The 15653-nt window shown below is 43.3% G+C and carries 11 protein-coding genes; 6 read left to right on the top strand and 5 right to left on the bottom strand.

Going from position 1 to position 15653, the window contains the following annotated elements:
• Positions 1-212: 212 nt before the first annotated feature.
• On the bottom strand, positions 213-2456 hold the full coding sequence (locus QR722_RS14165; protein WP_286283557.1) for an acyl-CoA dehydrogenase: 2244 nt from the start codon (positions 2454-2456) through the stop codon (positions 213-215).
• A gap of 474 nt (positions 2457-2930) precedes the next feature.
• Between QR722_RS14165 and QR722_RS14160 the strand changes: the two genes are divergently transcribed.
• The 3 genes from QR722_RS14160 to QR722_RS14150 are packed head-to-tail and all read left to right on the top strand — an operon-like array spanning position 2931 to position 7225.
• Positions 2931-5261, top strand: coding sequence for an efflux RND transporter permease subunit (locus QR722_RS14160; RefSeq protein ID WP_286283556.1), 2331 nt, complete (start codon positions 2931-2933; stop codon positions 5259-5261).
• Positions 5227-6036: an outer membrane lipoprotein-sorting protein gene (locus tag QR722_RS14155; RefSeq protein WP_286283555.1), complete on the top strand. Its 810-nt coding sequence runs from the start codon at positions 5227-5229 to the stop codon at positions 6034-6036. Before QR722_RS14160 ends, QR722_RS14155 begins: the two co-directional genes overlap by 35 nt.
• The gene (locus QR722_RS14150) at positions 6005-7225 is read left to right on the top strand and encodes a hypothetical protein (RefSeq protein ID WP_286283554.1); all 1221 of its coding nucleotides are present in this window, start codon (positions 6005-6007) and stop codon (positions 7223-7225) included. The genes QR722_RS14155 and QR722_RS14150 overlap by 32 nt, the downstream gene beginning before the upstream one ends.
• Before the next feature lie 24 nt (positions 7226-7249).
• Here the strand turns inward: QR722_RS14150 and QR722_RS14145 are convergent, their stop codons facing one another.
• The 4 genes from QR722_RS14145 to QR722_RS14130 are packed head-to-tail and all read right to left on the bottom strand — an operon-like array spanning position 7250 to position 12809.
• A complete protein-coding gene (locus QR722_RS14145) occupies positions 7250-8704 on the bottom strand; it encodes a polysaccharide lyase (protein ID WP_286283553.1) in 1455 nt (484 codons plus the stop codon).
• Between the two features lie 19 nt (positions 8705-8723).
• The gene (locus tag QR722_RS14140; RefSeq protein ID WP_286283552.1) at positions 8724-9977 is read right to left on the bottom strand and encodes a chondroitinase-B domain-containing protein; all 1254 of its coding nucleotides are present in this window, start codon (positions 9975-9977) and stop codon (positions 8724-8726) included.
• Positions 9978-10003: 26 nt separating this feature from the next.
• Positions 10004-11239 (bottom strand): pyridoxal-dependent decarboxylase, exosortase A system-associated, encoded by a 1236-nt coding sequence (locus QR722_RS14135; protein WP_286283551.1) that lies wholly within the window; start codon positions 11237-11239, stop codon positions 10004-10006.
• Entirely contained in the window at positions 11232-12809 is a 1578-nt protein-coding gene (locus tag QR722_RS14130; RefSeq protein ID WP_286283550.1) for an acyl-CoA ligase (AMP-forming), exosortase A system-associated, read from the bottom strand. The genes QR722_RS14135 and QR722_RS14130 overlap by 8 nt, the downstream gene beginning before the upstream one ends.
• 132 nt (positions 12810-12941) lie before the next feature.
• Here QR722_RS14130 and QR722_RS14125 point away from each other — a divergent pair, with 132 nt between their 5' ends.
• From QR722_RS14125 to wecC, 3 genes are read left to right on the top strand one after another with little or no spacing between them, the layout of a single operon-like run.
• Positions 12942-13187, top strand: coding sequence for an acyl carrier protein (locus QR722_RS14125; RefSeq protein ID WP_286283549.1), 246 nt, complete (start codon positions 12942-12944; stop codon positions 13185-13187).
• A 20-nt stretch (positions 13188-13207) separates the two neighbouring features.
• Positions 13208-14332 carry a non-hydrolyzing UDP-N-acetylglucosamine 2-epimerase gene (gene wecB, locus QR722_RS14120; RefSeq protein ID WP_286283548.1) on the top strand — a complete coding sequence of 375 codons (1125 nt, stop codon included), beginning with the start codon at positions 13208-13210 and terminating at the stop codon, positions 14330-14332.
• 8 nt (positions 14333-14340) lie between these two features.
• Positions 14341-15582: a UDP-N-acetyl-D-mannosamine dehydrogenase gene (gene wecC, locus QR722_RS14115; protein ID WP_286283547.1), complete on the top strand. Its 1242-nt coding sequence runs from the start codon at positions 14341-14343 to the stop codon at positions 15580-15582.
• Positions 15583-15653 lie beyond the last annotated feature (71 nt).

Here is a 15653-nt window from a genome sequence, read left to right as displayed (position 1 = left end):
GTAGCAGATGTTAGCGTTTTTTCTGCTTTGATGCTATTGCCAGTGCGCAGATGGAATATAAAAAGCACTCAACAGCATAAATGTTAACTACGCACAGAGAAATCGCCTCAGCCGGTATATATTGCGGCTAGCGTAATATGCGGGTTAAATATTTGCAGACAATAAAAAAGCAGGCCTAAGCCTGCTTTTAAAAATAACATAAACTTTAGTGATTAAGCCGCGTCTGCTTGTTCGTTATCGGTGCTTTGCTCTGGAGAGAGTAGCTCTAAATCAAAGTTGTATTCATCCACACGAACCGCTAATTTGCGCTTGTCGTTGTAATCCAACACGCTAGTGAGCTCATCTTGAGTCAATAGACCTTTGCTGAATAAGGTTTCAACCACATGCTCAAATGACAACGAGGGTATCACTGGTGATTCACGTACAGCCTTATGAATTTTCTTCAATAATGGCATAGCGGCATGTTTAGCATCAAATGCTTGTTGGTTGATGTCGTTACCATCTCCTGGAATCACTTTAACCAAGTGAGTCAACTGACGTTTAATGCTGGTTTGTTGCATACTGGCTTCTGATAACTCACGTTTCAGATCATCGGATATGCCGCTGACAGACGAAGTATAAGTGTTAGTTAACAATCTCATCAAACCACGGGTAGCAGTTTGCGGGAAGTTATTCACGAAGTCGACTAGAGCTTGTTCACCTTGCTGCAAACACCATTGAATAGCGTATTCGAAATAAGGTAGGGCTTCTTTGCGGTTTTCGACCTTTTGCTCATAAAAACGTATTACTGCCATAGCAGCATAGCTGTAGCTCATAATGTCGCCTAAACGAGCAGACAATAGTTCAGCTTTTTTCAGGTCTCCACCTAGTACTAATAAAGAGAAATCTGCCAATGGAGCTAATTTAGCTGATAACGCGTTCAAACGTTTCTCGTATTTTTTAACTTCTGGCATAGCCGATTCTGCTCGGCGAGCAAAAGGCACGTAGCTGTTAAGTAGCGAACGGAATGCATTGGCGGTACTAAATTTAACGGTTTTACCTAGTACTTTATTGAACTTGGCGTCTGCAGCGTTATCATCGCTGTGGATCAGATCGACCATTTCTTTCAAATACGGGTGACAACGCATCGCTCCTTGACCAAAGATCATCAAGCTGCGGGTGAGTATGTTGGCACCTTCAACGGTAATCGCGATAGGCAGCGCCGAATAGCCATTCGCCAGGGTATTCTGTGGTCCGCGCTGAATCGCTTTACCCGCTTGCACATCCATAGCTGAGTTCAATACATCACGACCCAGCTCTGTCATATGATATTTTGCAATGGCAGTAACAACCGAGGGTTTTAGTCCTATGCCTAAACCTTCAGTGGTTAGAACACGCATGGCTTCAAGAACGAAGGTTTTACCGGCGATATCAGCTAGTTTGTCTTGAATCCCTTCGAAACGTCCAATTGGTACGCCGAATTGTTCACGTACAAAGGAGTACTCAGCGGTAGATTTAAATGCTGACTGAGCAGAGGCTACGCCCATGGCCGGCAGCGAGATACCGCGGCCAGCGCCAAGACAGCTGACTAGCATTTGCCATCCGCGGCCAATATTCTTTTGTCCACCGATAACGAAATCCATTGGTATAAACACATCAGTACCACGGGTAGTGCCGTTATAGAAACGCACACCCATAGGATCATGACGATTACCTAGTTCAACCCCTGGGTGAGACTTTGGAATAAGTGCACAGGTAATGCCTAATTCCAATGAATCGCCAAGTAATTGTTGTGGGTCGAATACTTTAAACGCTAGGCCTAAAACTGTAGCGATAGGCGCTAAGGTAATATAGCGTTTGTCCCAGCTAACACGCAATCCGACGACTTCTTCACCTTCCCACATGCCTTTGGTTACATATGCAGCATCAGGAATAGCGCCTGCATCTGAACCGGCTTCGGGGCTGGTTAGGGCAAAACATGGAATATCTTGGCCGATACTTAGTTTTGGTAACCAATAATTTTGTTGCTCTTCAGTTCCGTAGTGCATAAGCAACTCACCGGGACCTAAAGAGTTTGGCACCATTACGGTAACGGCTACGGCGCCGCTTTTTGCAGCAATGGTGGCTACGATTGTTGAGTTTGCATAAGGGCTAAATTCTAAACCACCAAATTTCTTTGGAATGATCAATGAAAAGAATTTATTCGCTTTAATGAAATCCAAAATATTCTCAGGAATGTGAGCACTATTTTGCAGTTCAAAGTCATCGATCATGCTTAGTAGCTCTTGCACAGGTCCGTCGAGAAAAGCCTGTTCTTCAGCTGTTAATTTGGCAGCCGGAACGTCTCTAAGGGCCTGCATGTCAGGCTTACCTTGATAAATAGAAGATTCGATCCAAACATCACCCGCGTCTAGCGCTTCTTGCTCGGTGACTGAAATTGGTGGTAGTACTTTCTTTAAACTTGTTCTAATACTCATTTTAAACACATCCGCTCATCTGACCAGTTGCTAATAATACTACCTCATTTATCAAAAAGATCAAAATTATCTACAAACCAGTCTATTGCTGGGTCGCGGGTTTAGTCTGCATAAATGATAAAAGTTAACTATAAAACAATTAGATAGTCTCGTGTAGAATAGAAACTATAGAGCGGGGATAGGTAATGGTTTTTGGATAAAATCTGTCAATATATTATGAATATAGGCCGTCAAGTTTTGTATTTGTCGGTATGCTTAACTAATATTGAATGAACTTTACCCAAGGGTTTGTTTGGTTTGATGTTTAATACGTTGAGCCTGAAATTTGCTAGGCTTGAGGCTATTAGTCGTAGTGGTTAACAATTACTATCTGCACTGCTTTTGGCAATTAAGTGAACGAAGTATGTAGTGGATGAAATGGCATGAAGCTATTTCATTTCGAATTAACAACAGCACGGTAGAGGATTTTTTCGGATGAAGCGTTTTTGGTTAAATGCAGTACTAAACAAACCTTGGTGGATCCTCATAGTCTCTATTTCGTTAGTTGTTCTGGCCAGTGCCGGAGGTCAGTTTTTAGCCTTCAACGGTGATTACAAAGTTTATTTCAAACAAGATAATCCGCAGCGGCTAGCATTTGAACAAATGCAAGCTGTGTTTAGCAAGAATGAAAGTGCAACCATTCTTGTGGTGCCGCAATCTGGGAGTGTATTCAATACACGAACCTTGACTCTATTGACTGAATTAACGGAAGACGCTTGGCAGACGCCGTTATCGAATAGAGTCGACTCAATCAGCAACTTTCAACACACTTGGTCTGAGCAAGACGATATGGTGGTTGAGCAACTCATATTAGACGTTGATTCAATTAATTCCCACAGAGTGGAGCAGGTCAAGCAGGTCGCCCTGAGTGATCCGAACTTATTAAATCGTCTGGTTGACCCTAAAGGTCAAATTGCATTAGTAGCGGTTACGGTACAATTGCCCGATGGTGACAAAACAGCCGCCACTGCCAGTATTGTCGACTCTATAAGGCAGTTAACCGACAAGTATAAAGCTAAGTACCCTGATCACGATTTTTATCATACCGGTATTGTGTTCATGAACAGTGCGTTTGAGCATGCTGCAAAGTCGGATGCTAAAACCTTAGTGCCCTTAATGTTTTTGGTTATTCTGATTGTTTTGTGGGTATTGCTGCGTTCCTTCCTAGGAATGCTCACAACCCTGCTTATAGTGCTAACTTCAATCGCTTCGGCAATGGGGGTTGGGGGGTGGTTTGGCTTTGAGCTGACCACAGCTACGGTGAATGTTCCTACCTTAGTTATGACGCTGGCGGTGGCAGATTGCGTCCACGTAATTGCCTCAATGCTGTATGAACTAAGAAATGGAAGGACCAAGCGTGAAGCTATACAAACCAGTATGGAGCTGAATCTAAAACCTATTTTTATCACCAGTGCCACCACTGCGATAGGATTCCTCACTCTGAATTTTTCAGATGTACCCGCGCTAGCTGATTTAGGTACGCTCACCGCAGTAGGGGTTATGATTGCGTGCGCCTTATCGGTGACCTTGCTACCAGCACTATTGGTTTTGGTGCCGATTAAGGCAACTCAAAGCCTAAATCAAAGTGAAGATCCCTTTGTCGCATTTGGAGAGTGGGTTATTGCTCATCACAAGCGTATTTTGCCGTTAACGGTAGTTGTTACAATTGCTGCCATTGGCGCATCAAGTTTAAATAAAATCAATGATATACCTATAGAGTACTTTGATGAGTCAGCTGAATTTAAAATTGCCGCTGATTTACAAAATAAATTGCTCGGCGGTATGTCGACAGTGGACTTTGCTGTGTTAACGGACGTTGAGTCTGGGATTAATAATCCTGAAGTATTAGCAAAGATCCATGCATTCAGTCTTTGGCTAAAACAACAGCCTGAGGTTGATCACGTCGCCAGTATTACCGACACATTTTTACGTCTGAATAAAAACATGCATGGTGATGATCCCGACTTTTATCGTTTACCTGAAAATCAGGAACTGGCGGCGCAGTTTCTGTTGTTGTATGAAATGTCGCTGCCTTATAATTTAGATTTGAACAATCAACTCAATATTGATAAATCGGGTACACGTATTTCAGTGACGATGCAAAATTTAGGTAGCAAACAGATCACTGACTTTGAAGATCGCGCTTATCAATGGATTGCTGATAATGCTAGCGATTTACGTTTAGCCGCAGGTAGTCAAAACCTAATGTTTGCCCACGTAGGCGAAGCTAATATGAATAGCCTATTACGCGGCACCCTGTTTGCATTAATTCTGATAAGCTTGATTTTAGTGTTTGCCTTAGGCTCTTGGAAACTGGGCGGGATCAGCCTGATCCCAAATCTACTGCCGGCGGCTATAGGTTTTGGTATTTGGGGGATCTATTCAGGCGAAATAAATATGGGCCTGTCGGTCGTATTAAGCATGGCATTAGGTATAATTGTGGATGATACTGTGCACTTTCTAAGCAAATATAGACATGCAATCACTCGTGGTGAATCGTCTGAAGATGCTGTTCGTTATGCGTTTCGAAGTGTTGGTAAAGCGCTATGGATAACGACTATCGTACTGACGCTAGGATTTTCTGTTTTAACCTTGTCTTCGTTCGCGTTAAATTCTGACATGGGTTTATTAACCGGGATCATTATTGTTATAGCATTGGTTGTGGACTTTTTGTTCCTACCTGCTTTTCTTCTGCTTTTCGACAAACATGACACGTCTAAGGATTCAAACTATGAAAAACAACAGACAAACTCTTTTGCGGGCTAAACAAGCTTTTGCCCTGGCATTATTGATAATATTTAGCGCTATAGTCAGCGCCCAAGAGTCAGATCAAAAAGGGATGGAAATAGCGAAGGAGCGTAAATTACGGGATTTGGGTTGGGAAGATACCGTGGCGGATATGACCATGGTGTTGCGTAATTCACAAAGCCAACAAACTGAACGCAAGATGCGTACGAAAGCCCTTGAAGTATTGGATGATGGTGACAAAACCATTACTATTTTTGATGAACCACGGGATGTCAGCGGCACTGCTTTTTTAAATTTCTCCCATGCTACTGTGCCTGATGACCAATGGATATATCTTCCGGCTTTAAAGCGGGTGAAACGTATTTCTTCACGGAATAAATCAGGCCCCTTTATGGGTAGCGAGTTTGCTTACGAGGATATGACTACTTTTGAAGTTGAAAAGTATACGTTTAAGTATCTATCTGATGATCAATATAAAGACCGTGATATGTTCGTATTAGAGCAATATCCGGTGGATGAATTTTCTGGCTACACTAAACAAAAAGTGTGGGTTGATAAAGAGCGTTACGTGCCTTATAAAATTGAATTTTATGATAGAAAAGGTAGCTTACTAAAGACATTGGAGATGAGTGATTACAAACAGTATTTGGACAAATATTGGCGCCCACATCGGGCTGAAATGTTCAACGAACAAAATGGTAAAAGTACTGAGTTGATTACCCATACAATAGAGTTTAAAACCGGATTGAAGGACGGAGATTTTGATAAGAACAGCCTTAAAAGGGCGAGATAAAGCACTAACTAGTGCATGTTTAGCTTGTGCTTTTATCTCTACTTTTTCTTTTGCCAGTGAAATTGAAGTAAGAGGCACTGCGGCTATTGAGCAGCGCTATTTTTTGCAAGATGCACTGATGGACCAGCAGCAGCGGGCGAGCATTTCTATGTTCGCTGAAGCTGAAATTTACACTGAATTTAATGACGGAAACGACAGTCTACTGTTTAAGCCCTTTTATCGTTTTGATCAGCAAGATGATGAACGGACCCATGGAGATATCAGGGAGCTCATTTGGCTTCACGTTGGAGATGATTGGGAACTGCGTACCGGCGTGGGACGGGTATTTTGGGGACAAACGGAATCCTTGCATCTAGTGGATATCATTAACCAGACCGACTCCATTGAAGCCATAGATGGCGAAGATAAGCTGGGCCAGCCAATGGTTAATTTATCGATTATACGTGATTGGGGTACCACGTCATTTTTTGTTCTACCTTATTTTCGCGAACGCACATTTTCCGGCCCTGAAGGGCGGCCAAGATTTGCTTTGGAGGTTGATAGCGACAATCCTTTGTATGAATCTAATGATCGAGAAAAAAATATTGATTGGGCAGTGCGCTGGCAAAATACCTTAGGGGATTGGGAAGTGGGCGTCTCTTACTTCGATGGAACGTCACGGGAACCCATCATGGTGCCAGTACTCGACCAAGACGAAGCTTATTTACGCCCCTTATACCCGCAAATCCAGCAGGCCGGAATTGATTTACTAGCGGTTTATGGTGCCTGGTTATTTAAGTTTGAAGGTATTTCCCGTCAATCCGAAGTTGATGACTACACTGCTGCAGTTGGGGGATTTGAATACACCAAAGTTGGTGTGTTTAATAGTAATTTTGATCTAGGTTGGTTGATGGAATACCAATACGATGGCCGCGATAATATATTGTTAGCCCCGTCACAAAATGATCTTATGCTTGGTTCCAGAATTGTATTTAACGATATTGATGGAACGGAAATACTGCTCGGTTTTATCCAAGATTTAGATGTATCTTCTAGTCGAATGGGGTTTGTCGAGGCTTCGAGCCGAATTAATGATAATTGGAAATGGCGTTTTGACGCTTGGTTGTTTTCCAGTAAAGAGCCGAGTGAACCCGTCTATCAATATAGACGTGATGACTTTGCCCAGCTCAGCGTAGAATATTATTTTTAATTGTCGGGCCCATTCGTTGCTAGCTTAGCGACGAATGGGGCCAATGTAACTTGAGGCAATGACAACGTTATCTAAATACATGTCAAAGTTTTTACTCGGTTTTGCCACTCCACCAAAATAATAATTCATCCAAATTTTTTCTATTTTGAGATTGTCAGTTGTTCTGAAGTTTAGATTGTTTCTGTGGAATATTTTAATCCCATCTATCCATACAGTTAAAATCCCATCTTCCTCACCAGGAGTATTTAACTTTAAGTACTGCTCAATACTGTACCACTTTCCCGGTTGCAGAGTGGATAGCTCATCGCCCCAAGGGATGGATTTACCATATTTATTCTTTGTATCGACTTCATAAATATAACTGCCAATTGGCATTCTGGCGGCCCAGTCTTGATTACTTGAGCTAATGCTTTGGTAGAAGGCGCCTCGTGCAGACCAACCATTTTCGCCATTATTTGCCCGACCGCCCCAGCCTGCTTGGTTATAAGTACCGCCGAAACCGGGCAACTTCCCACCGCCAGATACGTTGGAGCCGGGGGCGAGCATTGAGTAGTAGCGGAAATAGGCTTCTTCTGGCTCATGGCCTAATTGGGCTTTGAAGTAGAAGTCTAAGTTCCCGGCCAGATTACGGGAGGTACGAAAAGGCAATACCACCGACTTCCCCGCCTGGCGGGAATAGTGATGAACTTGGCTGTGGTCAACATATTTTAATTCCCCGGTATTTTGCCAAACGGGCTCGTTCAATCCCACCTTAACCTTGATCTCGTTAAACCAGCTTTGCTGGTCAAAATTGTCGGCAAAATAAACGTGTTTGTCTTTTTCGATACCACTGTCAAGAATGTACTTGTGAGCAATACCATTGGAATCAATGTTGGCGGCGGGAGGAATGTAATTGAGTTGGGAAATGGCCAATGCCGATTTGCCATATTGCCGGTCAGTGGTGGTAAGCAACAAACTGGGATTGTCCAATTTTTTCCCTTTCAAATCCTCTGGCAGGGAAAATTTAAGCAAGATAAAATTGCCGTTACCGCCTTTCAGCATTTTTTTAGCGCCATTGGGTTTACGATCTTTTTTAGCAATATAAGTATCGGTTTCGGCAATTAAAAGGCGCTTTTTGCCTGCCACATTGAATATGAGTTGTGGCGCATCATAACCACCTTTCTCGATACTGAAGAAGTCTGTCACGCCCTTATTAGTGCTCTCCGCTGATATCATAAGCACTATGGTGTCAGCAGCTTTTAGCTGCTCAAGGGAAGTCGTAATCGCTCTTTTTATATCTTGATCCGCGACCGGCAAGCTAGTGAGGTATTTAGCATTTGCCGTACTAAATTGTTTAAAATTTCCATCTGGCCAAAAGATGTGTGCTTCTGCGCTGGCAAACTGAAAGGTCGCAGACGTATCGAAATATGCCGACGCCGTTGAGCAAAAACCTAGCACACAGGCGGCGATGGATAAATGATTCAGCGAGCTTAGTTTCATAGCAGCTATTCCTTTTAATTTAATTCAACAGGCGGTTATCTTTAATACGCACAAATGCACCATCTCTGGCTCTAATCCGCCCGTCCAATTCATTGCCATCAATCACCACTGAGGTTTGCTCAAAACGCGCGTCAATACCCAATGAGTTGAACATTGCATTACCTCTAATAGTGGTTGCTGCCGCCTTATTCAGATAAATACTCACATCATTGCGACAATTCACAATTAAATTATCCATAATCTTGCCGTTATTATGTTCATAGGGACAACCGGATGTCTGGCAGAAGGCTTTCTCTGTACCACCATTGCCTAAGGACAAACCCACCCTAACATCTAAACTAGATTGATAGGGAATACGCCAGGCACAGTTGACCACATTGTTTGTCATCACACCGTGTTGACCACCACCTTTAAAAAACGCGCCATAGGTTACGCTTATTCTAGCATCAACCTTGCGGGTGAAATCGGCAATAAAGTTACTGTCGACTAACCAGTTATCTCCCCCCACCACATCTATTGGGCTGGCAGGCGTTGTCGTTTGGCGAACGGACTCATTATAGAAATCGTTATGCTTAATAATAACTTGATCAGCAAATTTAGCTGGCTGAGAATTGTAGTTACCGTTGGCCTTAATGGCCGCATTAAAATTGATAAATTGATTGTTCAATATGACGCTGCCATCTGCATCGCCATAGATGTGAATAGCATGTTCGCATATACTATGGCTGCTGCAATCGCCCCTGAAAATGATATTCTTCACCTGCCAGAAGGCCTTATCTAGATACAAGCCTTCGGACACTGCCACTTTAAAAATGACACTTTGAGGCGTTTTGCCAATTAACTTTATCGGTTTAGATTCCGTTCCATTATGTCTGAAACTAAGCCTTTTGGTTAACCGGTATTCTCCCTCATCTATTAAAATCACACTACCTGGCTTAGCCTGCATAGCTGCCTGATACAGCTGTTTTTCATTGCTAACCAGATGGACTTTTTGCGCCTTAAGTGAAGAGAGTTCAAAATCCGCGCTCTGGGGGGTGAAGCCTACTGACACCTCATCCTTTTGATATGGTATAAGGGCTGCTGGTGGTAACAATTCAAGTGTCGCATCCATCAGCCTCAACACTGAGGCTCGGATCCCCCAGTTTTTTTTCAGATTGATCTGCACATATTGCTTGGCTTTTATGGTTAACTCTTTTCCATCTTGTGAGGAAGACAAGTAACCATAAGCAAAGATAACTATTAATATGGCTGCCAAAAGCAGCCATTTCAGCATCTTGAAAACCTTATTCATAACGACAGTTATAATAAAATTTCGTGTACGTGTGGGTGACCAAGGAAATCTTGAGGACTTGCGGTAGGGCCGTAAGCCCCTGATTGGAAAACAACTAGCCAATCACCAATTTGTGGATCCGTGAGATGCATTTTGTCCGCTAAGGTATCTAATGGGGTGCATAAGGGTCCGACTGCAGTGACGGCTTCGCTTGAGCTGTCAGCACCCATTTTATTGCCAATTGCAACGGGATAGTTTTTACGAATTACCTGTCCGAAGTTACCAGAATTGGACAGATGGTGATGCAGCCCGCCGTTGGTCATCAGATAGGTGTGTCCGCGGGAGACCTTTTTATCGGTAATTTTACTCGCATAGATTCCAGCTTCAGCGACCAAAAAACGGCCAAGCTCAATGATCAATTCAATGGCTGCCAATTGGGGGTAAGTGTCTAATAAATGCCGTAAATTTGTGCCTATGGGGGTAAGGTCTAGTCTTTCTTCTCCTGCAAAATAAGGGATCCCAAATCCACCGCCGATATTGACTGTTTTAACCTCAACAGGGGTGGCATCAATCAATTTCTGGGCTAACGCGAAGGTATTATTGTGTGCATCCTGTATGGCCTCAACCTTAAGGTTCTGAGAGCCCCAATAGATATGAAATCCGCGGAATGACATAGTAGTATAATCAAGGGCCGGCAGAAGCTCTAATAAGCGCTCTTCGTCAATACCAAACTGCTTGGGTCCTCCGCCCATCTTCATGCCCGAGGCTTTAAGCTCGAATGCTGGATTAACGCGAAATGCTACTATGGGTTTAATACCAAGGTTTTGACCAATAGAGATTGCCCTTGATAGTTCCAGTTCTGACTCCACGTGTAAGGTGACCCCTGCACAAATAGCTGCTTTTATTTCAGATTCTTGTTTACTGGGACCAGCAAAGCTGATGTCTTCTACCGGCATGCCAGTTTGAATAGCTAACAACATTTCTTTTTGTGACGCCACATCAAACCCTGCAACCCAGTCACGCATAGCCTGCACTAGAGCGGGGTAGGGATTGGCTTTTATTGCATAATGAAGCTTTATGGTTGATGGCATGTGTTGGTGAAAAAGCGCTATTTGTTTTTTTACAATGGCTTGGTCATAAGCGTAAAACACCGGCTTGTCTAATATTGCAGAGATTAGATCAAGGTTTTTACCACCCACTAAAATCTGTTGCTCACTGACTTCAAATTGATCCATTATTGTATGTACTGGCGCGGGTTTAGCCATTTTGGTATTTTTCCTTTACTTCTTTGCTTAACAAGCTGCGGTCGACTTTTCCATTAGGATTGCGCGGCAATGTCGTCCGAAACTCTACATATTTAGGATGCATAAAATTAGGCATAGCTTTTTTACATTTGGCCAAGATGTCTTTCTGAGTGGTTGTCACATCATCTTTTAAGACTAAAAGCAGCACCACCGCTTGACCTAATTCTAAGTCATTTACACCTGTTGCCACTGCTTCTGCCACTTCATCAGCAGCTTGATAGCAGGCTTCTTCTACTTCCATAGGGCTGACTCGATAGCCCGATGTTTTAATCATTTCATCTTTGCGACCAACAAAATAGAGGTAACCATCTTTATCTCTCTTTACGGTATCGCCAGACCAGACCGCCATTTCCGACAGTACTAGGCCATTTAATTTAGTCGGAACCGGTTTAAAGCGCTCAGCGGTTTTGGCATGGTCATTCCAATAGCCTAAACTAACATGAGGACCACGGTGAACCAACTCACCCGGTTCGTCGACATCACACTCGCTGCCATCCTCTCGTACCACCATTATTTCAGCATTGGGGATAGCTTTACCCATAGAGCCTACTCGCTCATCTACTTTACTCGGATGCAAATAGGTACTGCGAAAGGCTTCGGTAAGCCCATACATTAGGTATGGGTCAGCATTGCTAAAGGTTTCCCGTAATTTATTCAGTGTAACTAAGGGCATAGCGCCGCCTGAATTGGTAAAGTAGCGCAACTGTTGGGTGGCTGACTCGGGCCAATTCACTTTCATCAACTGCTGCCATAAAGGTGGAACCGCGGCTAATCCAGTAACTTGATGTTTTTCAATGGTTTTAACCACATCGCCGGGAAGTAAATAATCCAGCAATACGCAAGTCGCACCACTAATAAATGCTGTGGTTACTTGGCTTAAACCATAGTCAAAACTCAGAGGCAAAAGAGCCAGTAACACATCTTGGTGATCGTTATTTAAATACTGAGAGACACTCAGTGCACCCGCCACTATATTGCGGTGGGAAAGCACTACACCTTTGGGTTTTCCCGTGCTTCCTGAGGTATACAAAATCGCCGCCATATCGTTATCTGCACGAGTGAGTTCGGGCAAAGACATAGCAGGTAATTGGTGTAACAAAACCGTGTTAATTTGGTGATTGAAAGTCGCCGGTAATTTATCTATCAAGATAATATGCTGCAAGGCGGGACAAGCAGCCAATATCGGGTCAAGTGCTTTTAGCCGATCACTACTGGTGATTAAAATTTTGACATCACAATCATTCAAAATGTGCTGAACCTGGGGGGCTTTCAGGACCGAATTAACTGGCACAAACACGCCGAATGCCCGACTTATGGCAAATAAGCTAATGATAGTTTCAGGTACTTTGGGAAGGAACACAGCAACTCGGTCATGCCGATTTAGGCCTAACCCCGTCAAGCCTATGGCCGTTTTGCTAATTTGTTCATCTAATTCCGCGTAACTCAGCGTATTTTGCTTATGTATCAAAGCGCTTCTAGAGCCATGCTGGACTGAGGATTTTGATACTAACTCATCGAAAAATGTTACCATTTTTAATACTTATCTCTTGTTTATTGACTGCAACTATTTCTTATTACTTTAAATAATGGAACAATAAGTGCGATGTTGGTAGAGGTTTATTTTAACCATACCAAAAAATATAATAATACAGGTAGTGAAAGAATGAATATAGCCGCTTCGGTGAAAGAAATTTTAATTGACGTACTGCAATTATCAAGTGACAGCGAGTTTGATGAAGATACCGCTTTATTAGGTGCCATACCTGAGTTCGATTCAATGGCTGTGGTAACAGTGTTAACGGCCATCGAAGATACCTTTGGTATCGAAATAGATGATGATGAAATCAGTGCTGATATTTTTGAAACATTCGGTGCACTTTGCGCCTTTGTAGAAGAAAAAGTACAGTAACCAAAAAAGAACCTCAAGATATGACAACAAAAAAAGTAATGTTGGTTTTTGGTACTCGTCCAGAAGCAATTAAAATGGCTCCGCTAGCACTAGCGTTAAAAAATGATAGTCGCTTAGATGTATCGGTTTGTGTCACGGCACAGCATCGCCAAATGCTTGACCAGGTCTTGGAGTTGTTTACCTTAACACCAGACTATGACTTAGATTTAATGCAGCCAGGTCAAGATTTGTACGATATTACCACACGAGCACTACTAGGCCTTAGAGACGTGTTCAGCGAAGCAAAGCCTGATTTGGTGCTAGTACACGGAGATACCACTACCACCTTTGCCGCATCGCTGGCTGCGTTTTATCAACGTATTGCTGTTGGGCATGTTGAAGCTGGACTGCGGACCGGTGATATATACAGTCCTTGGCCAGAAGAAATTAATCGTAAATTGACCGGGTCATTGACACAACTGCATTTTGCGCCAACTGAAAAAGCCCAAGCAAACCTATTAGCAGAAGGTGTGGCGCCACAAAGTGTATTTGTGACAGGCAACACTGTGATTGACGCACTAGTGCAGGTGGCGGATAAAGTAAAAAATGACCTAGAACTGAATCGCCAAATGTCAGAAAAGTTCTCGTTCTTGGATCCACAGAAAAAATTGATTTTGGTGACTGGGCATCGCCGGGAAAGCTTTGGTGGCGGCTTTGAAAATATTTGTCGTGCATTGAGAACCCTATCAGAAAAGCCTGATGTGCAAGTGCTATATCCCGTTCACCTTAATCCAAATGTGCAAGAGCCCGTCAATAGGCTGCTGGCCGATACCGACGATGTATTTTTAATCGAACCACAGGAATATTTGCCCTTTGTATATTTGATGAGTCGCGCCCATATCATTTTGACAGACTCAGGTGGAGTGCAAGAAGAAGCCCCGTCGCTAGGCAAACCCGTGCTAGTCATGCGCGATACAACCGAGCGACCAGAAGCCGTTGAAGCAGGTACAGTTAAACTAGTTGGTACCGATTATCAGACTATAGTAGAGCAGGCCGAATTGTTGTTAGACGATTCTGGCGCATATGAGAAGATGTCATTTGCCCATAATCCGTATGGAGATGGCAAAGCCTGTCAGCGGATACGCGATATCATCGTCAATAATTAAGGAATAGTATGGCATTTGAAAAAGTTTCAGTAGTAGGGTTGGGTTATATAGGCTTGCCGACGGCGGCCGTAATAGCATCTAGAGGCATCGAAGTTATCGGCATCGATGTATCCAAACAGGCAGTCGACACCATCAACCAGGGAAAAGTTCATATTGTTGAGCCGGATTTGGACATGGTCGTTCAAGCTGCTGTCACTATGGGGAAATTGCGCGCCTCATTGACTCCTGAAGCTGCCCAAGCATTTATGATTGCGGTGCCAACTCCGTTCAAGGAAGATAAACAGCCTGATTTGAGTTACATCGAAAAAGCGGCAGAAGCTATAGCTCCGGTGCTTGAAAAAGGTAATTTGGTGATCCTTGAATCCACGTCTCCGGTGGGCGCAACGGAAAAGCTCACAGGTTGGTTGCAAACACTACGGCCTGATTTGTATTTTCCTGGCCATCCTTCACATGAGCCAGACATGTACGTTGCCCATTGTCCTGAGCGGGTGTTACCCGGCCGTGTATTGGAAGAGTTAGTCTCTAATGATCGTATTATTGGCGGAATGTCTGCGGCATGTAGCGAAAAAGCCATTGAGCTATATAAGATTTTTGTCCGCGGAAATTGTATTTCTACTAATGCAAGAACTGCAGAAATGGCGAAGTTGACAGAGAATAGCTTTCGCGACGTCAACATAGCCTTCGCCAATGAGCTGTCTGTCATTTGTGATGAGCTAAGCATAAATGTATGGGAGTTGATTGCGCTAGCAAATCGTCACCCCAGAGTTAATATTCTGACTCCTGGGCCTGGTGTTGGCGGTCATTGTATTGCTGTAGACCCTTGGTTCATCGTGGCCTCAGCTCCTGAGTCTGCGCGTATGATCCGTACCGCAAGAGAAGTCAATGATGGCAAGCCTGAATATGTGATCAACAAAGTGAAACAGGCTGCAGATGAATTCAAACGTCCCGTTATTGCTTGTTTAGGGCTGGCATTTAAACCTGATATCGATGACCTTCGGGAAAGCCCTGCACTTGGAATTACGCAAAAGCTTGCTGAGTTAGGTGTTGGTCGTATTTTGGCTGTTGAACCTAATATTCATCAGTTACCGGCTAAACTCGAAGGCAGCAAAATCGAGCTTGTGAGCTTAGATACGGCCATTCAACAGGCAAATATTGTGCTTGTATTAGTCAATCACAAACAATTTAAAGTATTAGACAAGTCTCATTTCAATACCAAAGTATTAATCGATTCAAGTGGGCTTATTTCTTAGCTGTTTCTGCTTTTCGATAATTGCCCTTTCTTTCGCGAAACACGCTGCCTACAATAGAATTTCAGTTCTAT

This window comes from Aliiglaciecola sp. LCG003, from assembly GCF_030316135.1.
Taxonomy (GTDB): domain Bacteria; phylum Pseudomonadota; class Gammaproteobacteria; order Enterobacterales; family Alteromonadaceae; genus Aliiglaciecola.
The sequence above is the reverse complement of the archived record's forward strand: the minus strand, read 5'-3'. Positions and strand labels throughout refer to the sequence as shown.

Excerpts from the sequence above, each read along its gene's own strand:
- QR722_RS14165 (WP_286283557.1), bottom strand. The coding sequence starts at position 2,456 with ATGAGTATTAGAACAAGTTTAAAGAAAGTACTACCACCAATTTCAGTC.
- QR722_RS14160 (WP_286283556.1), top strand. The coding sequence starts at position 2,931 with ATGAAGCGTTTTTGGTTAAATGCAGTACTAAACAAACCTTGGTGGATC.
- QR722_RS14155 (WP_286283555.1), top strand. The coding sequence starts at position 5,227 with ATGAAAAACAACAGACAAACTCTTTTGCGGGCTAAACAAGCTTTTGCC.
- QR722_RS14145 (WP_286283553.1), bottom strand. The coding sequence starts at position 8,704 with ATGAAACTAAGCTCGCTGAATCATTTATCCATCGCCGCCTGTGTGCTA.
- QR722_RS14140 (WP_286283552.1), bottom strand. The coding sequence starts at position 9,977 with ATGCTGAAATGGCTGCTTTTGGCAGCCATATTAATAGTTATCTTTGCT.
- QR722_RS14135 (WP_286283551.1), bottom strand. The coding sequence starts at position 11,239 with ATGGCTAAACCCGCGCCAGTACATACAATAATGGATCAATTTGAAGTC.
- QR722_RS14130 (WP_286283550.1), bottom strand. The coding sequence starts at position 12,809 with ATGGTAACATTTTTCGATGAGTTAGTATCAAAATCCTCAGTCCAGCAT.
- QR722_RS14125 (WP_286283549.1), top strand. The coding sequence starts at position 12,942 with ATGAATATAGCCGCTTCGGTGAAAGAAATTTTAATTGACGTACTGCAA.
- wecB (WP_286283548.1), top strand. The coding sequence starts at position 13,208 with ATGACAACAAAAAAAGTAATGTTGGTTTTTGGTACTCGTCCAGAAGCA.
- wecC (WP_286283547.1), top strand. The coding sequence starts at position 14,341 with ATGGCATTTGAAAAAGTTTCAGTAGTAGGGTTGGGTTATATAGGCTTG.